19 protein-coding genes are annotated in these 26,063 nt (G+C 49.5%); 13 read left to right on the top strand and 6 right to left on the bottom strand.

Annotated elements, in window-relative coordinates; translation table 11 throughout:
- Nucleotides 1–703: 703 nt before the first annotated feature.
- Nucleotides 704–1,627 carry a 1-aminocyclopropane-1-carboxylate deaminase/D-cysteine desulfhydrase gene (locus tag A9165_RS14550; RefSeq protein ID WP_065956438.1) on the bottom strand — a complete coding sequence of 308 codons (924 nt, stop codon included), beginning with the start codon at nucleotides 1,625–1,627 and terminating at the stop codon, nucleotides 704–706.
- Between the two features lie 307 nt (nucleotides 1,628–1,934).
- Between A9165_RS14550 and A9165_RS14545 the strand changes: the two genes are divergently transcribed.
- From A9165_RS14545 to A9165_RS14505, 9 genes are all read left to right on the top strand, one after another.
- Entirely contained in the window at nucleotides 1,935–2,978 is a 1,044-nt protein-coding gene (locus A9165_RS14545) for a rod shape-determining protein (protein WP_008985238.1), read from the top strand.
- Between the two features lie 27 nt (nucleotides 2,979–3,005).
- Nucleotides 3,006–3,863 (top strand): rod shape-determining protein MreC, encoded by an 858-nt coding sequence (gene mreC, locus A9165_RS14540; RefSeq protein WP_008950806.1) that lies wholly within the window; start codon nucleotides 3,006–3,008, stop codon nucleotides 3,861–3,863.
- Nucleotides 3,863–4,345 carry a rod shape-determining protein MreD gene (gene mreD, locus A9165_RS14535; RefSeq protein ID WP_065956437.1) on the top strand — a complete coding sequence of 161 codons (483 nt, stop codon included), beginning with the start codon at nucleotides 3,863–3,865 and terminating at the stop codon, nucleotides 4,343–4,345. The genes mreC and mreD overlap by 1 nt, the downstream gene beginning before the upstream one ends.
- Nucleotides 4,345–4,917 (top strand): nucleoside triphosphate pyrophosphatase, encoded by a 573-nt coding sequence (locus A9165_RS14530; RefSeq protein WP_008609559.1) that lies wholly within the window; start codon nucleotides 4,345–4,347, stop codon nucleotides 4,915–4,917. The genes mreD and A9165_RS14530 overlap by 1 nt, the downstream gene beginning before the upstream one ends.
- A complete protein-coding gene (gene rng, locus A9165_RS14525; protein WP_008609558.1) occupies nucleotides 4,914–6,380 on the top strand; it encodes a ribonuclease G in 1,467 nt (488 codons plus the stop codon). The genes A9165_RS14530 and rng overlap by 4 nt, the downstream gene beginning before the upstream one ends.
- Entirely contained in the window at nucleotides 6,380–10,228 is a 3,849-nt protein-coding gene (locus A9165_RS14520) for a YhdP family protein (RefSeq protein ID WP_065956436.1), read from the top strand. The genes rng and A9165_RS14520 overlap by 1 nt, the downstream gene beginning before the upstream one ends.
- A complete protein-coding gene (locus tag A9165_RS14515; protein WP_065956435.1) occupies nucleotides 10,203–11,069 on the top strand; it encodes a carbon-nitrogen hydrolase family protein in 867 nt (288 codons plus the stop codon). The genes A9165_RS14520 and A9165_RS14515 overlap by 26 nt, the downstream gene beginning before the upstream one ends.
- On the top strand, nucleotides 11,066–12,505 hold the full coding sequence (gene tldD, locus A9165_RS14510) for a metalloprotease TldD (RefSeq protein ID WP_065956434.1): 1,440 nt from the start codon (nucleotides 11,066–11,068) through the stop codon (nucleotides 12,503–12,505). Before A9165_RS14515 ends, tldD begins: the two co-directional genes overlap by 4 nt.
- A gap of 69 nt (nucleotides 12,506–12,574) precedes the next feature.
- The gene (locus tag A9165_RS14505; RefSeq protein WP_255365742.1) at nucleotides 12,575–13,576 is read left to right on the top strand and encodes a branched-chain amino acid aminotransferase; all 1,002 of its coding nucleotides are present in this window, start codon (nucleotides 12,575–12,577) and stop codon (nucleotides 13,574–13,576) included.
- Between the two features lie 108 nt (nucleotides 13,577–13,684).
- Here the strand turns inward: A9165_RS14505 and A9165_RS14500 are convergent, their stop codons facing one another.
- Complete coding sequence (locus tag A9165_RS14500) at nucleotides 13,685–15,856, bottom strand: hypothetical protein (RefSeq protein WP_008609553.1); 2,172 nt, start codon at nucleotides 15,854–15,856, stop codon at nucleotides 13,685–13,687.
- 217 nt (nucleotides 15,857–16,073) lie between these two features.
- The gene (gene yjgA / locus A9165_RS14495) at nucleotides 16,074–16,610 is read right to left on the bottom strand and encodes a ribosome biogenesis factor YjgA (RefSeq protein WP_008609552.1); all 537 of its coding nucleotides are present in this window, start codon (nucleotides 16,608–16,610) and stop codon (nucleotides 16,074–16,076) included.
- A 118-nt stretch (nucleotides 16,611–16,728) separates the two neighbouring features.
- Here yjgA and pmbA point away from each other — a divergent pair, with 118 nt between their 5' ends.
- Nucleotides 16,729–18,069, top strand: coding sequence for a metalloprotease PmbA (pmbA, locus tag A9165_RS14490; RefSeq protein WP_065956432.1), 1,341 nt, complete (start codon nucleotides 16,729–16,731; stop codon nucleotides 18,067–18,069).
- A 609-nt stretch (nucleotides 18,070–18,678) separates the two neighbouring features.
- Here the strand turns inward: pmbA and A9165_RS14485 are convergent.
- The 3 genes from A9165_RS14485 to A9165_RS14475 form a co-directional block, all read right to left on the bottom strand.
- On the bottom strand, nucleotides 18,679–20,337 hold the full coding sequence (locus A9165_RS14485; RefSeq protein ID WP_255365741.1) for a phosphoethanolamine transferase: 1,659 nt from the start codon (nucleotides 20,335–20,337) through the stop codon (nucleotides 18,679–18,681).
- Nucleotides 20,330–21,055, bottom strand: coding sequence for a phosphatase PAP2 family protein (locus tag A9165_RS14480; protein ID WP_083216305.1), 726 nt, complete (start codon nucleotides 21,053–21,055; stop codon nucleotides 20,330–20,332). Before A9165_RS14480 ends, A9165_RS14485 begins: the two co-directional genes overlap by 8 nt.
- 123 nt (nucleotides 21,056–21,178) lie before the next feature.
- Nucleotides 21,179–23,167 (bottom strand): LTA synthase family protein, encoded by a 1,989-nt coding sequence (locus tag A9165_RS14475; protein WP_065956431.1) that lies wholly within the window; start codon nucleotides 23,165–23,167, stop codon nucleotides 21,179–21,181.
- Between the two features lie 101 nt (nucleotides 23,168–23,268).
- Here A9165_RS14475 and A9165_RS14470 point away from each other — a divergent pair, with 101 nt between their 5' ends.
- The 3 genes from A9165_RS14470 to A9165_RS14460 are packed head-to-tail and all read left to right on the top strand — an operon-like array spanning nucleotide 23,269 to nucleotide 25,696.
- Complete coding sequence (locus A9165_RS14470) at nucleotides 23,269–23,625, top strand: diacylglycerol kinase (protein WP_065956430.1); 357 nt, start codon at nucleotides 23,269–23,271, stop codon at nucleotides 23,623–23,625.
- Nucleotides 23,626–23,643: 18 nt separating this feature from the next.
- The gene (locus A9165_RS14465) at nucleotides 23,644–24,312 is read left to right on the top strand and encodes a response regulator transcription factor (RefSeq protein ID WP_065956429.1); all 669 of its coding nucleotides are present in this window, start codon (nucleotides 23,644–23,646) and stop codon (nucleotides 24,310–24,312) included.
- A complete protein-coding gene (locus A9165_RS14460; protein WP_065956428.1) occupies nucleotides 24,302–25,696 on the top strand; it encodes an ATP-binding protein in 1,395 nt (464 codons plus the stop codon). Before A9165_RS14465 ends, A9165_RS14460 begins: the two co-directional genes overlap by 11 nt.
- Nucleotides 25,697–26,063: the final 367 nt, after the last annotated feature.

The following is a 26,063-nucleotide window of genomic DNA, read 5'->3' as shown; positions in this document are numbered from 1 at the left end:
AAGCCAAAGAGCCCACTCAGTCGAGTGGGCTTTTTGCTTTATCCGCTACGCGGGGGTACTGCTCTCCCATGCCAGCCACAGCGGTGGCATTGCGAAACACATCCCTGTGTTTCGCCCTTCGGGCCTGCCTGCGGCAGTCCAACTTCGTTCCTGACGAAGTTGTCGCCATGCTACATCGCACTTCGATTACACAGCTTCTGTACGAAGCGCCAAACTAGAAGATGACACGATACTCAGACTCCGGTACGCCCGCCGTACCGGAGTCATTCTGCGATAGTGATAAAGACACGCAAGCGAGACAATAAACCAGACCAATAACAGCGAGCCATAACCACGCTATCAATGGTATGCCGTACTGTGACTACGCAGCCCCTTGCACGAAGCGCCAAACTAAACGAGTACACCACACCCAGACTCCGGTACGCCCGCCGTACCGGAGTCATTCTGCGATAGTAATAGAAGAGATAAAGCGAGAAGACAAAACAGACTTATCACAGCGAGCGATATCCGTGCCATCAATGACACACCGCACTGTGACTAAACGCCCCCTGCACGAAGAGCCAAACTAAACGAGTACACGATACCCAGACTCCGGTACGCCCGTCGTACCGGAGTCATTCTGCGATAGCGATAGAAAAGATTAAGCCAAACGCCACCAAAGACTTATCACAGCGAACCATCGCAACAATATCAATCACTGCGTTCAGCTTAACAACAGCCGGTACTGTGCTTCAGTGAGTAAGCGCCGGTAGTAAAGTCCGTGCAAACCCTGCAAGCCACCGGTATGGAAAAAAGCAATACGCTTTACGCCGCTTAAAGAACCCGTTTGCAGCAGTTGGCACAACAGCTGCAGTGCTTTACCGGTATAGATAGGTTCAGTACTAAGCTGATAGTGTTGCTTTAGCTGACAGCAGAATGCCACCAGCTCAGCACTTACTTTGCCATAGGCCGAATTTGCCTCGGCCAGTTGCCAATTCTGATAAGACGATGTCGGCGGTAAACACTGCTTAATACGATCTGCTAAAGACGCGTCTTTGACCACCGGCAAACCTAAGCAGTGCACATTAGGGTAACGCTGGATTAAACCTGCCAGGGTGCCGCCACTGGCGGTAGCACAGCACAACAGATCGGCGTCGCCGGCGGGTGTTTGTAATAGCGGTAACTGCGCCACACCTTCCGCCCCGGCAAGGTCACTGCCACCTTCTGGCAGAATCAAATATTCCGGATAGGTTATTTTTAGCCGGGCAAGGAACTCTGGTTGTTGCTGTTGTCTATAGCTTATCCGGTCGAGGGCAATCAGCTGCATGCCGAGTTCCCGACAGCGCCTTAAAGTTGGATTATGCGTGTCGAGTTGCTCGGTTCTGACCAGTCCTATAGTCGGAAAGTGGTAGTGCTGGCCGGCAGCTGCCAAAGCGACAAGATGGTTGGAGAAGGCACCACCGAAGCTGAGCATGCCTTGTCCGGGTTTGCGTTGTTGGATGGCGGAGTGTAGCTTCAGCCACTTATTCCCGGCAACTTCTGCAACTGGTGCCTGCAAGGTACAGATCCAGAGTTGAGGTGTGTTATCCTGCCCCATTGGAATAGGCAGGCGTTGCCAATGATAAGTCGCTGTCGGTAAGGACGCCATTCAAGATTGCTCAGAGGAAAGCCGACGTTATTATAACGATCTACAACAGCGGTGAGCGGAAAAAAATGAGATAGCGGCGGCCGGTATGATGCGGGCTGTCAGTTTGCAACCTGAAGGTTTTTACATCGAGGCAAGCTGTATAACCCGCATCTTGCAGTTGTTTGCGTATATTTGGTAAAAAACTGACAAAAAGCTATTTTCTTGGCGGAGACTTACTTAGAATAGCCATAATTTCGTATAAAATTTTTCCTGCTGCCAGCGCTCAGGCCGGTGTAGCCGGATGTCGTTAAAAGGATCCACCTTCCCCATGTTTAATAAATTGCGCGGTATTTTTTCCAACGATCTGTCCATCGACCTTGGTACAGCTAATACACTGATTTACGTTAAAGACCAGGGGATCGTATTAAACGAACCTTCTGTTGTCGCAATCCGTCAGGAAAGAGCGGGTGGGCCGAAAAGTGTCGCTGCCGTTGGCCATGCCGCTAAGCGGATGCTGGGTCGTACTCCTGGCAATATCAAAGCGATCCGGCCGATGAAAGACGGTGTTATCGCTGACTTCTACGTTACCGAAAAAATGTTACAACATTTTATCCGTCAGGCGCACAGTAACAGTTTCTTACGGCCAAGCCCACGGGTGCTGGTCTGTGTACCTTGTGGTTCTACTCAGGTAGAGCGCCGTGCAATCCGTGAATCAGCCCAGGGGGCAGGTGCCCGCGAAGTGTATCTGATTGATGAGCCAATGGCCGCCGCTATCGGTGCCGGCTTGCCAGTATCGGAAGCAACAGGCTCTATGGTGGTGGATATCGGTGGTGGTACCACTGAAGTTGCCATTATCTCGTTAAACGGTGTGGTGTATTCCTCCTCAGTGCGGATTGGTGGCGATAAGTTTGATGATGCTATTGTTAACTATATCCGTCGCAACTACGGCATCTTGATCGGTGAAGCCACTGCTGAGCGCATTAAAACAGAAATTGGCTCTGCCTACCCAAGTGATGATGTGTTGGAGATTGAAGTTCGTGGCCGTAACCTGGCGGAAGGGGTGCCACGCAGCTTTACGATGACCAGCAACGAGATCCTGGAAGCGTTGCAAGAGCCGCTGGCGGGTATCGTCAGTGCAGTTATGGTGGCGCTGGAGCAATCACCGCCTGAGCTGGCATCAGATATTTCTGAGCGTGGTATGGTATTAACCGGTGGTGGTGCACTGCTACGTGATTTAGACCGCTTGTTAATGGAAGAAACCGGCATTCCGGTGGTGGTTGCTGATGATCCTTTAACCTGTGTGGCCCGCGGTGGTGGTAAGGCACTGGAAATGATCGACATGCACGGTGGTGATGTGTTCAGCTACGAGTAAAGAGGTTTCTCACTTTCTGAGACTTACATGAATGACTTTTTTGCACGCGGCCCGGCACTCGGGCTGCGTTTAGTTTTAGCGGTAGCCTGCAGTATCGGGCTGATGTTTGTTGACCGTTACACGGATAGTGCCACCCAAGTTCGCAGTTATCTGACCTCAGCGGTCAGCCCACTTTTTTACGCCGCCAGTTTACCGGAAAGTGTGATCACCAGTGCCTCAGAGCAACTGATGTCACAGCAACAATTACTGCAGGAAAATGCCGCATTAAAAGCGCGGTTGTTGCAACTGGACGCTCAGCTGCAGTTATTGAATTTTCTGCAGCTGGAAAATAATAAGCTACGGGCGTTACTTGGTTCGGCGCCAGTGGTGGAAGGCCAGCGTTTGATTGCTGAGGTGCTGGCCGTTTACAGTCATCCGTTTTCGCACCAGGTGGTACTGAATAAGGGCAGTAATGACGGTGTTGCCGTCCACTATCCGCTGATTGATGATAAAGGCGTAGTCGGGCAGATTATCAGCGTTACCCCAACCAGCAGCCGCGCCATCCTGATTTCGGATAACACTCATGCTATCTCGCTACGAGCAGAGCGCACCGGGATCCGCACTATTGCTGAGGGTATCGGGCAGTGGGATCAGCTGCGGTTGATTCATTTACCGCTAAGTACCGATATCCGCGAAGGTGATCGTTTACTAACCTCGGGCCTGGATGGCCGTTTCCCGGAAGGTTATCCGGTTGCCGAAGTGGTCAGTGTTAGTCGTGATGATAGTCAACCATTTATCAGTGTGCAGGCGCGGCCTTACGCCAAGTTGGATCGGATTAAGCACGTGTTGATTCTGACTCCGGGATCTCAGGTTGAGGCAGTGCGACAAGCGGAGGAGCAACCCTGATGCGTCCGGCACAAGGTTTAGGATTTATCTATTTGAGTTTACTGGCTGCGCTGTTGCTGACCATTATTCCGCTGCCTTATCAGATGACGTTATTCCGCCCGGATTGGGCCTTATTAGTGATCATTTATTGGACCCTGGCCTTACCGCGCAGAGTCAGTATTGGCACCGCCTTTGTAGTCGGTTTTTTAACAGACATTCTGGTCGGCACCGTACTCGGCGTTAATGCGCTGGCGTTTTCGGTTGTCAGCTTTATCGTCGCGGCAAATTACCTGAAAATCCGTAACTTTTCGATGCTACAGCAAGCACTGCTGGTCGCGATGTTTCTGGCGCTGTATCAGCTACTGTTATTCTGGTTAAGTCATTTCCTGACCGGGGTAAATTTCCGGCCCGGTTACCTGTGGCCCGTGTTAACCGGTATGCTAGCCTGGCCCTGGTTATTCTGGCTGTTACGTCGCTACCGTCGTCAACTGAAGATCCAATAATGTATCCCGATATTGCTCTAGCCTCTGCTTCACCCAGACGCCGCGAATTGTTGGCGCAACTGCCTGTCAACTTCACTCTGGTCAGTGCTGAGATTGATGAATCAGTGTTAACGGGCGAGGAGCCGGCAAGTTACGTCAGCCGGCTGGCACTGCAAAAGGCCCAGGCGGGTGCCAATAAACTGAACTGGCAGTTACCGGTCTTGGGTGCTGATACCAGCGTGATCTTAGATAAGCAAATTCTGGGCAAGCCTGAATCTAAAGACCACTTTATGCAAATGCTGCGGCAACTGAGTGGCCGCAGCCATCAGGTACTTACCGCTGTGGCCATTGTCAGTGCCGGGCAACAATTACAGGCACTGAGTAGTACCGAAGTCTGGTTAAGACCGCTTAGCGATACTGAGCTGGAGGCTTACTGGCAGAGCGGTGAACCGGCAGATAAAGCCGGTGGTTATGGTATTCAGGGACTGGCCGCGCGCTTTGTCGAGAAAATCCATGGCAGTTACACCGGTGTTGTTGGATTGCCACTTTGTGAAACTGAGCGCCTGATACAACAATTGCGGAGGTCAGCATGAGTGCAGAGTTATTAATTAACGTCACCCCAACTGAAACACGGGTTGCGTTAATTGAGAACGGGGTACTGCAGGAGCTGCATATCGAGCGGCAAGCCCGGCGTGGCTTAGTAGGCAATATTTATGTCGGTAAAGTTAGCCGGGTATTACCTGGAATGCAGGCTGCCTTTGTCGATATCGGGCTGGATAAAGCGGCCTTCCTGCATGCCTCAGATATCGTCCAGCACAATGAAGTGGGCGAACTGGATGCCAAACCGGCGGTCAGTAAGGATATCCGGGTACTGGTGCGGGAAGGACAGTATTTGCTGGTACAGGTGGTGAAGGATCCGCTGGGGACCAAGGGCGCACGCCTAACCACCGACATTACCTTGCCGTCACGTCATCTGGTATTTATGCCCGACAGTGCCCATGTCGGCGTATCGCAGCGATTGGAGTCTGAGTCGGAGCGGCAGCGCCTGAAAGAGATCGTTGGCAAGTGTGTTGATGATACCGGCGGCTTTATCGTACGCACGGCCGCGGAAGGGGCCGCTGAAGACGAACTGATCCAGGATGCCAAATTCCTGAAAAAGCTCTGGAGCAAAGTATTAAAGCGCAAGAAAAACACCCGCAAAGAAGGCGTTGTCTATGAAGATCTTAGCCTGAGCTATCGTATTCTGCGTGACTTTGTGGGTACTGAGCTGGAGCGGGTGCGGGTTGATTCAAAACTTACCTTTCAGCAACTGACGGCCTTTTGCGAAGAGTTTATGCCGCAAATTATTCCGCTGCTGGAATACTATCCCGGAGAGCGGCCGATTTTTGATTTGTTTGACGTCGAGAATGAAATTCAGCGCGCACTGGAGCGCAAGGTGCCGCTGAAAAGCGGTGGCTATCTGATGATTGATCAGACCGAGGCGATGACTACCATCGACGTTAATACCGGAGCCTTTGTCGGCCACCGTAATCTGGACGAGACCATCTTCAATACCAATACCGAGGCTACTCAGGCCATCGCGCGGCAGCTAAGGCTGCGCAACCTCGGCGGGATTATTATTATCGATTTTATCGATATGCAGAACGAGGAGCACAAGCGCAGGGTGTTTCATAGCCTGGAGCTGGCACTCGCCAGGGACAGGGCGAAAACCAATATCCATGGCTTCTCCGCGCTGGGGCTGGTGGAGATGACCCGTAAAAGAACCCGCGAAAGTCTGGAACATATTCTCTGTTCTGAGTGTCCAGTATGTAAGGGCCGTGGTTCGTTAAAAACCGTAGAAACCGTCTGTTTTGAAATTTTACGCGAAATTGTACGGGTTAACCGGGCTTACTCAGCAGATAAATTTGTGGTCTATGTGTCGCCGATCGTCAGAGATGCGCTGACTACCGATGAGTTTCACAGTCTGGCAGAGTTACAGGTATTTATTGGTAAACAAATTAGTATTCAAACTGAACCTATGTACACCCAGGAGCAGTTCGACGTGGTAATGATGTAGTGCAAATTAAACCGCTGTGCTTCTACTGTTTGCATAAGCTGTGGGTGGTACTGGCGCTCTGCCTAGTATTACTGGCAACAGTGGTATCGGTGTTGCGTTTAACGCTACCCTATGCCGACAGCTACAAACAACAGGTCGAGCAGGTACTCAGTCAGCAACTGGGTGCTACGGTCTCGATCGGCCAGCTGTCGGCCGGTTGGCGTGGCACCGGGCCGGCGTTACTGTTGCAGGAGCTTAGGATCCAACACGCTGAGGCTAAGCCACTCAGTATTAAGCAAACCTCGATTCAGCTGGATTTTTGGAAAACCTTACTCAGTCTTAAGTTATCGGCGGAACGTTTCGAGCTTACCGGTGCCCGTTATGAGCTGGATGCGGATAAGCTGTTTGCGTTACCTAATGCCGGCTCCGGGCCTGACCTGACATTGCCGGCGTTGGAGCAGCTATTTTTCAGGCAGCTCAAGGCATTCTCATTATCTGACAGCGAATTGGTGCTGGTAAGTAGCGAACATCCCGCGCAGATCCTGCAAATCCGGCATCTGGACTGGCGTAATGCTGGTGATCGGCATCAGGGCCGCGGTGAACTCGCGATAGTAGGGGTCACGTCGAATACCATCAACTTTATCCTCGACTTTCAGGGAGCAGAGCTGCAGCAGGCGCAGGGCCAGCTTTACCTCGAAAGCGCTGATCTGGATGTGCTGCCCTGGTTTGCTCAATATATTCCGCAGAGTAGCCGCCTGCAAAAAGCGGCCGTTAACTTTCGGGCCTGGGCTGATATCAGTGCCGGCCAGTTTAGCCGACTGCAACTGGAATTGGCAGATAACAGTCTGCATTGGCAGAGAGCCGGACAGCAGCATAGTGTCAGGCTGGGACCCGGGCAGTTGCTCTGGACACCAGTCGACGGCGGCTGGCAATTGTTATCAACGGCACTGACACTGGCAGATCTGGATGATAGCTGGCCTGGCTTACAACTGCAGTTAAGCCGTGATGGTGCGGACTATCTGGCTACGCTGCAAGATTTTCCGTTAGCGGCACTGGAACCTCTCGCCCAGTTATTGGCAGAGGACCATCAGCTATTACAGGCCATCCTGGCGCATCAGCCAACGGGCTACTTGCGTAAATTGCAAAGCCGCTTTAACCGCGAGCAATGGCAACTGACAGGCCAGATTGAACAGCTGAGTAGCCGCGCTGTGGCCGATATTCCCGGGGTGCAGGCGTTAGATGTCCGGCTGGCAGCGACCGCAGAACAAATCTGGGTCGGGATTAGCGGTGAGCAGCAACAATTGAGCTGGGACGGTTTGTTTAATGACAATTGGGACTACGACCAATTACAGCTGCAATTGCTGGCCCGGCAGACCACCTCAGGCTGGCGCATACAGGTCCCTATGCTGCAGCTGCAGATGGCAGATTTCCAAATTGCTGCCCAGGCCAGCTTGCTGCTGGCCGAGCAACCAGAGCTGTCACTGCTGGCACAATTAACGGGTCTGGATGCGGCTAAGGCTCAGCAATACTATCCGCAGCGCTATATGCCGGCGCGCACCCGCGATTATCTAAGCAGTGCTATTGAGGCTGGGCAGGTGCAGCAGGCCACAGTGCTCTGGCATGGCGCCTTTGCCGACTATCCTTTTAGTGCTGCTGATGGGCATTTCCAGGTTTATGCCGGTATTAGAGACAGTACCTTCCGTTTTGCGGAAAACTGGCCGGCGCTAACCGAACTGCAGGCTGAACTCTGGTTCGATAACGCCGCTATGCTAATCGAGGGCCAGCAAGGTTACCTCGGCTTACTGCCGCTTACCGATCCGGTGACGGCACATATCCCGGATCTGCGGCAGGCGAAACAACTCGATATCCGGCTTGATACGGAACTGGATAGCAGCGCTTTAACCGAATTAATGCTGGAATCGTCGTTGCGTGACAGCCTTGGTAAGACCCTGCAGCATTTAGGGTTGGCCGGCCCGGTGCGCGGTGAACTCTTGTTGGAAATTAGCCTGACGGAGCCCAGCGTGGTGGCCAGTGGCGTCGCCGAACTATTGGCGGTGCAGGCGAATATACAAGCGCCTGCCATGCAGTTAAATGCGTTAAATGGTCGGGTGCATTTCCGAAATGAGCAGTTGCGGGGAGAAGGGCTGACGTTTGATTATCTGGGCCTACCGGTGCAGGCCAGTTTTAACGGCGCGATGGCAGCCGATGGTTATCAGCTGGCGATGAACTGGCAAGGTCAGGCGTCGGCGGCAAGTTTAAATACGCTGTTAGCATTAGAGCAACGCGAACTGTTGCGTGGGGCCGCTGATTGGCAGCTGCAATTGGCCTTGTTACTGCCTGAGCAGGGATTTAGTTATCAGGCCTCACTGGAGGCCGATCTTGGTCTGATGGCCTTAGCCTTGCCGGTACCCTATCAAAAACCATTGGGGCAGGCTGGAAAACTCTATCTACTGGCCAATGGTAATGCTGAACAAAGTTATCTGGCGCTCAATTACCCGCAGTTATTGGATTTTCAGGCGCAACTTAGCCATCAGACCGGTCGCTTCGAACGGGCGCAGCTTGTCTTAGGGGATAGTAAAGCCAATTTAAGTCAGCCGGACTTTAGTATTGAAGTCAAACTGGCACAGGCAGAATTGGTGCCCTGGTTTGAATTGTTGCAACCTATGCTAAGCAGCCGCAGCGAGTCCTCGCTACTGCCGCCATTGCAGCGGGTGCGGGGGCGGATTGAAACAGTGCAATTACCACAGCAACTGGCGCTGACTAATACAGTATTTGACTTAACCAACGACAGCAAAGGTTGGCAGTTGCAGTTAAATGGGGCTGAACTGGCCAGCCGCTGGCAATTTTCTCATGCCTGGCAGACAGACGGCATCCAGGTACAGCTCGACTACCTGCATTTACCTTTAGCGGATAAAGCTGCGACAACACAGGAAACTGCGGTGGCTATGGCCGAGCCCGAAGCCGAGCTGGCTGCCCAGTCCTGGTTGACGGAGATGGTCCCGCTGCGACTGAGTTGTAATGACTGCTCGGTCGGACCTTATCGTTTTGGTAAGGTGGCGCTTCAGGCCGCTGGCACTGGCCAGAACTGGCAGTTAACCGAACTGATCTCAGATTATAAAGGCAATCGCTTTGTGTTACAGGGCGACTGGCAACCCGATGCAGACCTGGGACGCAGTCAGTTTAGCGGTAATTTCAGCAGCCCGAATCTTGGCGCCTTACTCACCGAGTATGAGCTGACTACTGCCATCAGCGGCAGCCGCAGTGAGCTGGAGTTTCAGCTTGGCTGGCAGGGGGCTCCACAGCAGTTCCGGTTAAAAAGCTTACAGGGGCAGGTGAAATTTGCCCTCGGCGAAGGTTCGCTAACCGAGGTCAGTGATCAGGGCGCCCGCTTATTCTCAATTTTTAGCTTAAACTCGCTACTGCGTAAACTGCGGCTGGATTTTCGCGATGTGTTCGCCAAAGGCTTTTTCTATAACCGGATGACCGGCAACCTGAGTCTGGACCAGGGGGTGGCACAAACCAGTGATTTTCTGATCGATGGTGTGCCGGGCAATATGCAGCTGCAGGGCTACGCCGATCTGGTTAAGCGGCAGATAGATTATCAGGTGTCGTTCTCGCCGAAAGTCACCTCCAGTTTGCCGGTGATTATTGCCTGGATGGTCAATCCGGCCACCGGACTGGCGGCGCTGGCACTGGATGAAGTGTTTCAGTCGGCTGAAGTGATCTCCCGTATTAACTTTACCGTGACCGGTAGCTTTGACAAGCCGGTGGTGACCGAAGTCAACCGCCATAGTACGGAAGTTCCGGTGCCGGTGCGGATAGCCCAACCTGAGAATCGTCAAGATGATAGCCGCCAGCCCTTACTCTGAGCCTAACGACAGCCGCTGGCGCTTATCCGCGCTGCAGTTAAACAGCCAGCCCGATCCTGCCAGCAATTTTGCTCAGGTTGCCGCGTTACTCGCGACCTTGCCTAAAGCGCAACAACATCTGGTGGTACTGCCTGAGTGCTTTGCGGTATTTGGTGGGGGCGAACAGCTGCAACGGCAGTTTCAGGCACCTTTGGGTGAAGGGCTCCTGCAACAGCAAGCTGCGGCACTGGCCAAGGCGCATCAACTGTATCTGTTGGCTGGTAGCATGCCCACTTCTAGTCCGGATCCGCAGCGCTTTTATGCCAGTAGCCTGTTATTCGGGCCGGATGGCCGCTTACTGGCCGATTATCAGAAATTACATCTGTTTGATGTGGCGGTTGCCGACAGTACCGGTAGTTATCGCGAATCCGCCAGCACCATGCCGGGGAATAAAGTCACCTTAAGTCAGCAGGGTAGCCTGAAACTCGGCATGACGATATGCTATGATGTGCGCTTTGCCGGTCTGGCGCAGCAACTGGCGGCGCTGGGGATGAATGTGCTGGCGGTACCCTCGGCCTTTACCCGGCCGACCGGCGCTGCACACTGGCATACCTTGCTGCGGGCCAGAGCCATTGAGAACCAATGTTTTGTCATTGCTCCCGGTCAAACCGGTGTGCATGCCAATGGCCGGGAAACCTATGGCCATAGCCTGATTATCGACCCCTGGGGTCAGGTGTTGGCCGATGCCGGCAGCGAGGTCGGTGTGATCAGTGTTGAGGTCGATTTAACCGACTGTCAGCAACTGGCGCAGAAAATGCCGGTAAAACTTCATAACCGTTTTAACAGTAAGCTGAAACCATGAATGCAGTAGAACAAAACCTGATCCAAGCCTCTGAGCTAAGCGCCCGCGATCTGGAGCAGACGTTGGGCTTTTTGTTTGCGCATCAGCTCGACTATGCCGATTTATATTTTCAGTCCAGCGTGCATGAATCCTGGGTGCTGGAAGATGGCCTGGTTAAAGACGGCTCCTTTAATATTGAGCGTGGCGTTGGGGTACGGGCAATCAGCGGTGAAAAAACCGGTTTTGCCTACGCCGATAGCATTAACCGCGATGCCTTGATGCAGGCAGCCGGCGCAGCCCGTGGCATAGCGGCACAGGGCCAGCAGGGCAGTGTAAAAACCTTTAGTAAAAGTGGTAACAGCAAGATCTATCTGCCCTGTGAGCCATTACAAAGCCTGACTAATACGGAAAAGGTTGCGCTGTTGCATCAGATTGAAGCCTATATCCGCAGCCTGGACAGCCGGGCAGAGCAAGTAATGGTCAGCTTAACCGGCGTGTACGAAGAAGTGCTGGTAGCGGCCAGTGATGGCACCTTCGCTACCGATATCCGGCCTTTGGTACGCTTAAATTGCTCAGTGTTACTGGTACAAGACGGCCGGCGTGAGCGCGGTAGTGCCGGTGGCGGCGCCCGCACCAATTATCAGTACTTCAGTGCCGATGTTGATGGTCAGCCACGCTGGCAGCACTATGCGCGTGATGCGGTGCGGATGGCGCAGGTGAATCTGACCGCTATCGACGCGCCGGCCGGTACCATGCCGGTTGTGCTGGGAGCCGGTTGGCCAGGCGTATTACTGCATGAAGCCGTCGGACACGGGTTGGAAGGCGACTTTAACCGCAAAGGCTCGTCTACCTTTAGTGGTCGGATTGGTCAGCAGGTGGCGTCGAAACACTGTACTATCGTCGACGATGGCACCCTGAGTGGCCGGCGCGGCTCCTTAAATATTGATGATGAGGGCACCCCCAGCGCCTACAATGTGCTGATCGAAAAAGGGGTACTCAAAGGTTACATTCAGGATAAGCATAATGCGATGCTGATGGGGGTAGCCCCTACCGGTAATGGCCGCCGTGAGTCCTTTGCGCATCTGCCGATGCCGCGGATGACCAATACCTATATGCTGGCCGGTGACTATGCGCCGGAAGAGATTATCGCCAGTGTTAAAAAAGGCATCTATGCGCCGAACTTTGGTGGCGGCCAGGTCGATATTACCTCCGGTAAGTTTGTGTTCTCGGCTTCTGAAGCCTATCTGATTGAAGACGGCAAGATCACGGCGCCGATCAAAGGGGCTACCTTAATTGGCAATGGCCCTGAGGCAATGCAGCAGGTGTCGATGGTCGGCAATGATATGAAACTCGACAGCGGTGTTGGCGTCTGTGGCAAGCAGGGCCAGAGCGTGCCGGTTGGCGTGGGGCAGCCTACCCTGAAGCTGGATGCCATGACGGTGGGTGGGACCCAGTAACGTCGCTAAGTTAACTTACAATAAGATCAAGGGCTGGTGCGCAACCAGCCTGTTACTCTACAGCAGGAAATCAAAATGGCAGCATTCGGAACCGTGTTTACCGCTGAAATGATGTTAGCGGAATATAGTAATAATCAGTGGAGTGAGCCGGCACTGGTGCCGGTAAACAGTATCAGCCTGCACCCCGGTGCCCATGTGCTGCATTATGCCAGTACCTGTTTTGAAGGCTTGAAAGCCTTTCGCCATAGCGATGGCAGCATCCATATTTTCCGGATGGACAAAAACGTCGCCCGCTTGCAGCAAAGCAGTGAACTGCTGGCGCTGCCAAAGGTTGATGCTGCTATGCTGCGGCAGATGATCCTGGATATTGTTAAACGCTATGCCGCTGACGTACCTAATCCACCTGGCTCTATGTATATCCGGCCAACCCATATCGGTACCGAAGCCTCTATTGGCAAGGCAGCGGCGCCCAGCCTGAGTTCGCTGCTGTATGTACTGTTATCGCCGGTTGGCGACTACTTTGCCGGTGGCGCTAAGCCACTGCGCTTATTGCTGGAAGACAATGCCCGTTGCGCGCCCCATATGGGGATGGTGAAGAGTGGCGGTAACTACGCCAGTGCGCTGCAGCCGATTATGAAGGCGCGCGCTGCAGTACAGGCCGATCAGGTGCTGTTCTGCCCGAATGGCGACGTGCAGGAAACCGGTGCGGCCAACTTCCTGCTGATCGATGGCAACGAAATTATTACCAAGGCGCTGGATGCCAGTTTCCTGCACGGCGTCACCCGCGATTCGATCCTGACGCTGGCGCGTGATCGGGGTATGAAGGTCTCTGAGCGCGAACTGACGGTAGATGAGCTGTTAGAGCGTGCCGTGAAGCCGGGCGCCGAAGCGGCCTTATCCGGCACGGCGGCAGTATTAACACCGGTAGGCACCTTAATTCATAACGGCCGGGAATATGCAGTAGGTGGTGGCGTAGCCGGTACCACCACCGCCAGTTTACGTCAGGCGCTGAACGATATTCAGTGGGGCAAGGCTGCCGATACGCACGGCTGGTTAACCAAAGTTTGCTAAGCTTCTTCAGCCTTGCCAGCGCTAAAGTCCGGCACGGCAGGGTGAGGGATCGCAAGTAAGAAAGGCCGCTTAGCGGCCTTTCGGTTTTCTGACAGTGGATGCTGCAGTTTAGTCGGCTTTGCTGCTTTGCTGATACAGTGAAATAACCCGGGTTTTACTGATCTTATGCCGGTAGATCTCCCGCAGGTATTTAATGGCTTTCTTTACGCTGTCGCGCGATAAGCGGATATCGTTAATTGAAACAAACTTGTCTTTGTTATTAATCAGCTCACGGTACTTTTTCTCATACATCGGTTTAATCGCATACCAGTTGGTATCCAGGATCTTGGCCGGGTTTTCAAACTCGTGCAGCATGCTATCAAGCAGACCTTCATCAAACTGCTCACTGCGGATAAAGTCGAGCATGGCTTCATCGAGCTTTTCATCGAAGCGATAGTTATCTACCGCGAAGCAGCGTTTGATATAGGCGGCAATCAGAGTTAAAAAATCATCACTTAAGCAGGGGCTCTTCACAATCAGCGTGGTTAGCGAGATATTGGCTGAGGCACCAATAACCAGCGCATAGCGTTTTAGCGTGGTATTCGGGAACAAACTGTTCAGATGAGACTTTAGTTTGTTTAAATCCATATAGGACAGTTTGTAATCCTTGGGTAGGGACACAATGGACACTACCGAGGAGCAGTTATTAAAAAAGTGCAGATCTTTAATATCGCTGGCGTTATAGCCGTTAGCCTTATATTTGGCCAGGATTTCACGATAGCGGGTTGATTCGATCGGCAGCAGGCTGATCCCTTCAATGGCCTGGGTGATCTTATTAAAATGCGGCAGATCAATAGAGCGGAAGAATAAGTCATCAATATCCAGGCCCGGGGTGGCTTGCTTCTCAAACAGCTTCAGTTTTTCGGTGGCGCTGAGATCACCCGGCATCACCGACTCCGCATAGGCCACTGCCACCGGCCCGGCCAGACTCATAAAGAGGTCATTGGCATCCAGCCGGATGGTTTCGCCAATATCAATACCGGCGCGGCGGAAATAGTTTTCATCATAGTCCGTGGTGACCGCCTGCGCCGTCAGAATATTAAAGATTTGCTGCGAGATATATTGGTTGGCGTACTTCTCCATAGTACTGACATCAATATGCTGGATGTCGCCGTCATCTGTTTCTTCAGCATAGCGCATAATGTCATTTGAAATCAGCATCATAGCATTCCATGGCCGGATGCGGTGCATGGCACTGGCGTCGCTCTTTTCGTCCTGATCAAAGTTGTAGGAAAAGTCCCATTCTTCCGCCAGATATTTACACAGCAAGCGCCCGGCATTGATATGCAGGGCTTCGGACATTTCGACACCATGATCGGAGATATTCGGCAGAATACAGATGCCGCTGGTAAAGATCGGTTCAAATACAAAGGAGTGGCCGCGATTCTCTTCGTTTTCCGGCAGGGAGCGGGTGTCGAAGGTTTTACTCATATAGGCATATTGCTGGGCCAGACCAAATTCTGATGCCATACCCGAACCGGTACCACCGCCGGCGCTGAAAATATAAAAGTACAGCCGCGATTGGTTGGCCTTAATGCCGCAGGAGTCGATCAGGTAAGAGTGAATAAATTTCCAGTCGGCATTGGAAAAACGCTGGGTATCTTTGTTCAGGATAATCTTAGCCAGATACTGACCGAGGATCGGCGCATTACCGGCGCCACCGGCATGCACCTCAGACAGATCCATAATTTTCATCTTGGTGTAATCGCGTAAAAAGCCACTGGTTTCGGCGCGGTTGGAAAAACGGATCCGCCCTTCAATATCTTTATCCAGATCCCCCAGCATCACCAAAGGCTCAATCAAAAATACCGGTTTCAAAATATTGGAGTTTTTAAAATGCAGGCTGCGCTTGATCCAGCGCATCGGCCGCAGTTCCTGCTCGCGGGTTTGTTTTTCCTGGCTGTTAAATTCGTGCAGATAGAAATTGCGCGCGTTGTAAACCAGGGAAGCGACATCCAACGCGATATTAGAGCCACAACGGCCCAGACCAATTAAGCAAACTGATGGAAAGTGCGGTTGCTTTTGCGCATTAAGCTCATGCTCTGCGGTACTGCCGGGAAAAACCGTTTGGCGTAAACCATCGAGGTTACTCAAAATGCGGTTCAGATCCCGCTCAGTAAAGTACATATAGCGTTCATTACCAACACGGACCGGTTTGTTACTGACTGCGGGGCGCACCGCAATAATTTCATCTTCGAGGGGTTCTACGGTAGGCGTCGTGCTAGGTCTTTTGGTGGCCATAAAAGGTTTCCTGATAACAGAACATTATTCTAAGTGTCTGTTATAAAAGTAGACGATTTATAAGCGAATACAAAATTAGCGCCGTTTTTATGTCAGCAGAACGACAAAGTGCGGTGATGTATCAAAGGGTGTTGCGGCTAACACCAGGTGGCCGGAAAACAGGTCCCGCTGGCAGCTGGCGCGGGATAGGAGTCAGCTGCCGCTGGGGTAATTCAGGCTAGTCCTGAATAATCAATGGCTTAATCAGTTGAAACAACTCGCGGTAGGATTTAGGCGGCTGCTGCTTTTCCTGCTCTTTTTTGCTATTGCGGATTAGCTGGCGCAGCTGCTGTACGTCAACGTCCGGATATTCGGCAATAAAGTCGGTTACAGCATCGGCTTCGGCCAGCAGACGATCGCGCCAGGTTTCGACCTTATGAAACTGGCGCGTTGCAGCCTGGTTGGTGTTACGGATAATCGCCAGAGCCTGTTCAATCGGCTCCAGTTCATCTTCACGCTCACGCATCAGACGGCCAATAAACTGCATATGCCGGCGTAAGGCTTCGCGTTTATTCGCCAGCTTATCGGCCAACTCCAGTGCGTCTTTTAATTCCTCATCCAGCGGGAGCTTGGCGCGGGCCGCCGGGCTTAATGCCACCAGCTCTGCACCCAAGGCCTGCAGCGCGTGCATCTCGCGCTTAACCTGGCTTTTACTGATATGCTCCGGTTGTTCCAGCCATTTGCTGTCACCGTATTTAAATTCTGTATCTGTCATGCTGTGGCTTCTATATCACTTGTCTACAACTAGTATATCACTAAAGCAGCAGACATGGGCAGCAGCCCTCAGCGGACTATGGTAAGCTAGGCAGATAACGTGAGAAGGTTCGAATAAGATGCAGCAAACCGCTATTCAGCAAGAAATCGCCGAAGTAAAAGAAGCCGTTAGCCAGGTGCTGGCGCATGCGAAAAAACTGGGGACCAGCAGTGCTGAAGCCTCAATGAGCCGCACCCGGGGCCTGAGTGTCGAAACCCGCCATGGTGAGGTGGAGACCGTGGAATTTAATCAGGACGGTGGCCTGGGCATCAGTTTATATTTCGGGCAGCGTAAAGGCTCGGCCTCTACTGCGGATCTAAGCCCGCAAGCATTAAAACGCACAGTAGAAGCGGCGGCTGATATTGCCCGCTATACCTCTGAAGATCCGCATGCCGGCGTGGCAGATGCCAGCTGGCTGGAGTTTAACCCGCCGGAACTGGATCTATATTACCCGGATAGCATCAGCACCGAACAGGCCATAGTGCTGTGTGCGGCGGCAGAAGAAGCGGCCTTTGCCGAAGATAGCCGGATCACCAACTCAGAAGGCGCCTCGTTTTCAACCCATCAGGGCCTGAAAGTCTATGGTAACAGTCATGGCCAGCTGGTGGGCTATCCCAGCTCCCGCCACAGCTTTAGTTGTGTGGTAATTGGCGAAGCCGGCGACGATATGCAGCGCGACTACAGCTATACCGTAGCCCGTCGTTATGCCGATTTGCTGGACCCGCGTCAGGTGGGCCGTGAAGCGGCACGGGAAACTGTCGCCAGGCTGCAACCGCGGAAAGTCCCAACCCAGAAAGTACCGGTATTGTTCCGCGCCGATATTGCCAGCTCGTTGTTTGGTCACCTGGTATCGGCGATCAGTGGCGGCAGTATTTACCGCAAGTCCAGTTTTTTACTGGACAAAGTGGGCCAGCAAATTATGGCGCCGGGTTTGACGATTCTGGAGAAACCGCATTTAAACCAGGCGCTGGCTTCCAGCCCCTTTGACAGCGAGGGGGTTAAAACCCGCGATCTGGCGGTAATTGAGCAGGGCATATTGACCACTTATCTGACCACCAGTTATTCGGCGCGCAAACTGGGCATGGCCAGTACCGGCCATGCCGGTGGTATTCACAACTGGCTGGTGCAACATGGTAGCGAGGATCTGTTGGCCCTGTGCCGGCAAATGGGTAAAGGCTTGCTGGTAACCGAGCTGATGGGGCAGGGCGTGAATACCGTGACCGGTGATTACTCGCGGGGTGCCAGTGGTTTCTGGGTTGAACATGGTGAAATCCAGTTCCCGGTCGCCGAAGTGACCATTGCCGGTAACCTGAAGGATATTTTTATGAATATCGTGGCGGTAGGTAACGACGTGGATCGCCGTGGTGGCGTGCACACCGGTTCAGTGCTGGTCAGTCAGATGCAGCTGGCCGGCGATTAACGGCTAAGTTCAAAGCCAATAAAAAATAAAAAAAGCCTCAACTGGAGTATATAGTAAAAACAGTGTCTATTCGCGTGTGGGTGAGTGACAGGGCTTTACATATAAGGTCAGCGGCTTTTATTTCAAACGTACATACTGTGTATAATGGTATGTACGTTTTTTATTTGCGCCGAGTCCTTCGGCGGTAACCATTCATCCATGAATTTTTGTTCAGTGTTTAATTGCACCTTGTGAGTGCGACTTGTTCCAACAAGTCGGGAGAGATAGGAGTTTACGTCATTGGTTTAGCAGGACGGGGATAGTTGTTTGCGGCAAGTACAGAGTTGTCGCCGCATCCATGCGGCTTTGACAGTTCAGTTGTTCACTCATTGATTCACTTTCTTGATTAATTGCACTTAATTTACCACCACATTGCAACCGCTCCTTACCACGTGTTGCAAATTAATCGCACCACAACTTTCACGGAAAGTACCACTTCGTCGGATCTCGGCTTTGTGCCAATAGCGGACGTTGAATGCCAGTTAGGGCTATTCGCTAGTATGGATAACTGTGAATAGCCTAAAAGTTATGCTGTGAACTTGTCCATATTCCTTGTCTATTGGACTTAACTTATCGCACTCTTTTCTTGCAGCTTTTGAAGATATCAAGTTTTGATTCGTAGAGTGCTGTATTCACAGAAAATATTCCTAACAGAGAATGGAACAAATTATCATGGCTAAGTGGCGAACTGCGCTCTTTTTCAATACACTTGGTGTCCAACTCGGATGAACCTTCGTATTCTTTGCTCATCCACCAGAGCATCGGGATATGTGTTTGAGCATCTGGTGCAATAAAGTAAGGTAAGCCATGTAAATAGACACCATTTTCACCAAGTGACTCACCATGGTCTGATATATAAAGCATTGAAGCATCATAATCTTTTTGCTGGAGAAGACGATTGATTATATTTGCCAGTAATCGGTCTGTCGCAACGATACTGTTATCGTATGCGTTGACAATATTATCGCGAGAACATAACTGTAGTTGTTTATCTGTGCATTCTGGTTTAAATGCTTTGTCTGATATGCCGCTGCGTCTGAAATACTCCGGTCCGTGACTGCCTAGCTGGTGCAGTACAATAATTCTATCGGTATCTGCAATACTCTGTAGCTCCCTATCCAAAGCATCCAACAGCAGTTCGTCTAAACATTGACCTTCGCTGCACCGAGGGTCTTCTTGCTTATACAAAAATTCAGAACGTAATCTATCGCACACTCCTTTGCAGCCAGAGTTGTTTTCATGCCAACTCACATCTACCCCAGTGGCTTGAAGAATATCTAATATATTACTGCTGTTTTTAGCCTTAGACTCGTCATAGTTTTCTCGCGTCAAAGCAGAAAACATGCAAGGCAGGGAGTGGGCTGTTGCTGTTCCACATGAAGAAACTTGGCTGAAGCTGACGATAGGGAGTTTACTTAGTAAGGGGTTGGTAGCTCGTGGATATCCATTAAGTTGAAAATGATCGGCCCGAGCGGTTTCTCCTACAACAAGCACAAGCAACCTTGGGCGTCCAAAGGTAGATTCTCTCTTTGCGTCAGTAGCAAGGATATGAAATTCAGTCGGAACCTGCGCTTTTAAAGATTTAATAGTTAACGAGACGCTGGCGATAACCGGACTTACCGGCAAAGCTAGATGTTTAACACTTTTGAAATTACGGAAAAAAGAAGCAAGTTCTGCATACTGCGTTACGCCAACAGACAAAAGCACTATGCAGACCATAGCCAAAGCAGTAATAGAGTGCTGAAAATAAGCCCGGCGAGACAGACGTTGAATTCTAACAACCGAGGCCAACATTAATGGAAATAGATTCCATTGCATTAAATGGATTAAGAATCCGATGCTAATTAACCCTTTGGCTTCTGCGAGATCTGTTTCCACAGCGTTCTGTAACATTTCTTGAGTAATCAGCACTCCGAATGCCTGATTAAAATATAGACTCAGGCTGCCGACCATAAATAGTAATAAGACCACTGGTTTTAGCAATCGAGAGTGGCCAAACAACAAAATAAGCATCAAGTTCAGCAAAAAAACGACAAGTATTAGCACTAAGTGAAGACCATTTTGTCCAGGTATGTTGGTTTGTAAGGCCGCGTAAAATGGTCCGTTGAACATCAATGTCATACTTGCGGCAGCAACTAGCGCAAATAATACTGGGTGCCAGCTAGTCGCAGGTTTGCTAAGGTCAGGTACGATGATAGGCAGTGTGTATCGACGAAAATAATCAAGCATAGTTGTGTCCCTGAGTCTTATCAGTTGGGAGTTTGGTTCGATTGGGGTATAGCCAAAATACGGCGCAGCTGATTGACCAGCACAACCAGAGCGTCGTCAGGTCATGCGAGAAAAAATGGGCTCCTCGTATTTGTTGTACGATGCCAAGTAAGAGTCCTAGAAAAAGCCCAATCATCAATCCTGTGCGAGATTTTTTTGGAGATACCGGCAGATAATAGAAATAGAGTGCTACCCAGGCGTAACCGACACTAGCGTGCCCTGCTGGAAAGCATTGAGTTGTAGGAATGTCAGAAGGGCGCTTCTCAAACAACCCGATAAACGGTTGTTCACCACCGAACAATTGTAAATCCCACGGACATTCCATAGGTAAGGCGCGTTTGAGAATTGCCACTATGGCGAAACTTAATATCAGGCTCAAAACTAACTTAGTCAGTGCCACTTTTCGCTCATAAGTGTATTCACTACTAAACTTTTGATAGAGCCAAAAACCAAGCACGTTTGCTATAACAATGTTGTTCAGAAAGCGCGTCCCACTGTGCATAACGTCACTAAAGAACCAATGATTTGTTAAGCTCCAACGACCCCCTTCTAAATGAAAAAGGGTCGAAGCCAATACAAAATCGAGCTGATAGCCGTAAAGTGCGCAAAATACCGCGAAGAATATAGTGGTGGGTATTACCAGTAGGTTTATGACTTCGTTACTTTTGAACTGCCGCATGCACTGACGCTTCGTAATATAAACATGCCGTTAGAATAACTATTAAGAATTAAGATTAACTTAAGTGCTATGTAAGTTTTGGCTGTTATTGTGACATAACAGCCAATAGAACCGTTTAGCATGCTATTGATTTGATCTTTCACATTTTGCAATGTCAGGGTACTTTCGCTCTCTATATAAATAGGAAGGCAGCTGTACGTGTGCCAATGCGTTTATGCGAGAAAGCTCTGATACTGGTTTGTTGCTCAAACTAAGGTGTTGGGATTTTCTGTCATATGTCGCACTAATCGCTTTGTCGTTGGGTCGTAATATGATGAGTTCATTTTCACGCATTAGTGCGAACAAATTATCAAACTGAAGTAGGGCTCGACCTGGACTGGTAGGATCTGCAATAAAGTCTCTGCCATCCATAGGATGGCAGGCTGAAACACCAGCAAGACTTAACAAAGTAGGTGCTAGATCAATTTGGCTAGCTACTGGCTCTATCGTGTCTGGTTTAACTACGCCACCGAGGATTAATCCAGGAATATGAAATTTCTCAACAGGGATTAAGTTACGACCGTAGACTCTGTTGTCATGATCAGCCACAACTAAAAACACCGTATCGTTCCAGTATTCGCTGGTTTTTGCTTTCTCAAAAAATTTCCCCATGGCCCAGTCGGCATACTTCACCGCATTATAAGCTGTCTGTTTAGGCTGTTCATACAGATCTATTCTCCCATCAGGAAACTCAAATGGTTCATGATTCGTTGATGTAAAGATAAGGCTGAAGAATGGTTTGCCAGATTGATGTAATTGACTTAGTTGTTGATGTGCAGTGTTAAATAAATCCTCATCACTTGCTCCCCAACTGCCAACAAAAGCAGGTTCGATGATTTTTGAAATGTCGACAACATCACTAATGCCGTTGCCGGTAAAGAAGCTGCGCATATTGTCAAAGTGTGCTTCTCCCCCATAGATGAACTGCGTGTAGTATCCTTGCTGCTGCAGAATAGAACCCAACGTAGCGAACCCTTGCTGGCTGTTTGAAAGCTTTACTACACTTTGTGCTGGTGTAGGCATAAAACCAGCTACAACTGCTTCAATACCTCGTACCGAACGCGTACCCGTCGAATACAGATTATTAAACCAGATCCCCTCTGATTTAAGTCTTTCCAAATTAGGTGTAACTGGAGCGCCACCAAGAGACTGCACAAAAGTTGCACCAAGGCTTTCTTGCAGCACAATTACTATGTTTAGAGGTTTAGAACGCTCTATCTGTGCAGACTGCCAGTGCAGAGTTGGGAAATTAGGATCTAGATAGGAATACTGTTTCAGCCACGGCCAATTACGAGTTTGCTCGAGCATTTCTGGTTCTGATAGCTTGCCATATACTTCAGTACTTCTGGACTCGTGCTTTAGACTATAAATAGCATACAGTACTGAGTAACCTGAGTTAATAACCAGCGAATTAACCATAGCATCAGCAGTAATTGCAAAAAGGGCTGGATTTGCAGGTCGATGCTGAGTCGTAGAGCGAACTCCGGCAAAAATCACAAATACAACTAGTGGCCAGGCTAAAATATGGTACTTAAAAGTCCATAAACGGTATTCATCATTAGGTTTTTTCAGTAGACGTCTAAAGAGAAAACTGCTCAAAATAGTAAGCGATATTCCAAGCAATAACGGAACTCGAAAACCATGCCATAGAGTAAGAAAAACCTCTTTAGGGTATTTTAAATATTCAATATATAGACGGTTTGGTCGAATATCATACTGCATTAAAAAAGATGGTGTCGACAGCTCTAAGAAAGTCAGTGAAATTAGAGCAATCAAGCTCCATATGTAAGTAAATCTGAACCAGCCGCGTTTTAATGGTGGGTAAGCTAGAAAGAGAGATGCAAGCACTGGGACTGCTGCCAGCAAACACATTAGGATAAAATCGGCTCTAATGCCTTGTACCAATATTTCACCGAGTAGCTGTGTAGGCTCCACCCTGTCATACATCCAGATAAGTAACGCAAGTCTACTAAAACTCAACGCTAACATTCCAATAAAGATCATCCTCACCAAATGTACATATGGCCCCCAAACCGAGGCTGCTACCAAATTCTTGAAAACTCCGAGTCGCATTAACTGTAATCCTGTAGTTGAATCAGGATTCAGGGTAATTTTTAAAACTTAAGATTCCCTTAAGATTGGAGAATTATGATGGAACTCTTGGAGGTACATACATGAAGAATCATCACACGGGTTGGCGTCGTTTGTTGAGCGCTGCACACTATTCAAAACAAGGCTTTATCAGCAGCTGGCGTTCGGAGGCGGCTATTAGGCAAGAAATTGTCGCACTTTGCTTTCTAGTTCCAATTGCTTTTATTGTAGAAGTAAGTCCAGTAGAAAGGGCTTTGCTAATATTGAGCTTGATGTTGGTCCTAGTAGTCGAGTTGCTAAATACGGGTATAGAAGCAGTTGTTGACAGAATTGGCGCTGAGCATCATGTTCTCAGTGGCAAAGCGAAAGATGTTGGCTCAGCTGCAGTTCTTACCATGCTAGTGCTGGCGACAATGGTCTGGGTCATTATTCTATTTTGAATAAAGAGGTCGAGAGCCATGCGGATTTTGCTAGTAGAAGATGATAAATTGTTAGCGCAAGGGCTAGTGACTGCGTTAGAACGATTGCACTATAGAGTTGAACATTGTATTTCCGGTAAACAGGCCTTACAAGCTGCTGAAAATAGCCTATTTGATGTCATGATCCTTGATCTCGGGCTGCCTGATGGCCTCTCACTTCCAGTTATAAGGAAAATAAGGTCGACCAATCAGTCTCTACCTATATTAGTCTTAACTGCTTGGGATCATTTGGATACAAAAGTTGATGTATTGGATGCGGGGGCGGATGACTACGTGTTGAAACCCTGTGATGTGAGAGAGATTGAAGCTCGTTTAAGGGTAATATTAAGACGTCATCAACAACGCAAACATGATTTGCTGATAAGTAACGAACTGATCCTAGATTTACAAAAGCACGAATGTAGTTTTCAAAGTCAGTCGGTTCATCTTACAACCCGTGAATTTTTGTTACTTAAAGAGCTCATGCTTCATCCTGGCAAGATCCTTTCAAAGCAACAATTGGAAGAGGTTAATAGTGGTTGGGATGGAGATAATGAGGGGAATTCATTGGAAGTGCATATTCACAACATTAGAAAGAAAACAGCAAGATATGTCATTAAAACAGTTAGAGGGTTTGGCTATATGTTAAAAAGTCACGATGAAAATTAAAAGTATCAGGAGGATGCTGCTTCTCAGTATCAATGGAGCCATTTTACTGTTGATGCTTGTAACGGGAGGCAGTACTTTTTACAGTACCCATCATGAGTTGGACGAGCTGTTTGATGCACAACTCGCACAGTATGCGCGGCTGGTTCGGCATTTGTTACTCGAAGGCCCTAAAGAAGCCATTAACCAAGAACCGGTTATCGAAATCCCCAGAATTATTGAAGATGGAATAGAACGTACCTCGGCGCAGGAACGACATCCCGAAGGTCATAAGTACGAAAACAAAATAGCTGTACAAGTTTGGAATACAAGTGGTCAGCTTTTGTTGCGCTCTGCCAATGCAGGAACGCATCCGTTACAGCCAATGGAATCAGGTTATCACGTAGTAGAGTTTGGAGGGTTTGAATGGATTGGTTTTAGCCTGTTTGCAGAAGACCTTAATGTCTGGATTTTTACGGCTCAACGCGAAGATGTGCGAGGGGAGCTTAGTTTTCATGTGACACTTGACGTGTTAGTACCTTTGAGTTTTGCTTTAATTCCAATATTTATATTAGTTTGGCTTGCTGTGTATTGGGGAACTAATCCCATTCGAGCACTATCTGCAAAACTGGCTGACAGCGATCCTGCGAATTTTACTCCGCTAGATATGGAACTGCCACGAGAATTGCAACCCTTTCAAAACGCTGTAAATACATTACTTGCTGAACTTAAGGAATATGTAATCAAGGAAAAAAGATTCATTGCAGATGCCTCTCATGAACTGAGAACTCCACTTAGTATTTTACAGCTCCACACCGAAAATCTGTCGCAGGCGACATCAACCGCTGAGATCATAGAAGCTAGAGCGGCAATTCAAAGGAGTACAAAACGTCTGTCTCACCTTGTTTTCCAATTAATGGAGATGCAGAAGCTAGAGCATCTTAACCAGTTGCACAAAAAATCAATATCACTGCTGGATGTTATTTCCGATGCAATGGCTCAGATACAAAGTTGCAATCTTGATAACGTTAATTGGGACATAAAGATTAATAAAAATACGCTAATTCTGGCAGAGCCAGCATTATTCCAGTGTGTAATGCGAAATTTGTTAGATAATTCAGCAAAGTATGCGCCACAAGGTTCTGTAGTATCAGTAGAGATTGAAGAGTTAACTGACGTTTACAAGCTGAGTGTAACAAACCAAATAGTAGCAGATACAACGCCTGACCTTGTTAGATTAGGGGAACGTTTTTTCCGGCATACTGCTCATCAAGATATTGAAGGGTCTGGTCTTGGTCTATCTATCGTAGCTAAGATAGTCGAGCTCCATCGAATGAATTTGAACTATCAACTTTTGGATGGCAAGCTGTTCATTGCTAAATTATTAATTCTTAAAAGTGGGCTTTGAATAACACCTTACTCAGTTCAAACTATCGAAAACGCCCAGATTGAGCTACGAATCAGAGGTGCTACTGGTCTCGCCAAAAGATACTGCGAGCTACAAAAGAAATTAATGTTAATGAAAAAACTATGCTTTTAGTCTTCAAGGTGCAGCAGATTTAAATATTCCTCACTTCACTAAATAAGGACGATTCTTGTGCTGATGCTTTATGTCCGCTTTTCGCTCATAGCTGACGATCAATTAACTGTATGACTGCTGAAGCTGGTGGTTACATGAAAGTGCAACGGGTTGTAAGCCGCGATTGATCGTGGTTATAAATTTGGGTGATGTTTTGCAGCAGCTTTGCTAATTTGTACTAGCTCAGACTTGATCT

The organism is Alishewanella sp. HH-ZS, from assembly GCF_001704375.1.
Taxonomy (GTDB): Bacteria; Pseudomonadota; Gammaproteobacteria; order Enterobacterales; family Alteromonadaceae; genus Alishewanella; species Alishewanella aestuarii.
The sequence above is the reverse complement of the archived record's forward strand: the minus strand, read 5'-3'. Positions and strand labels throughout refer to the sequence as shown.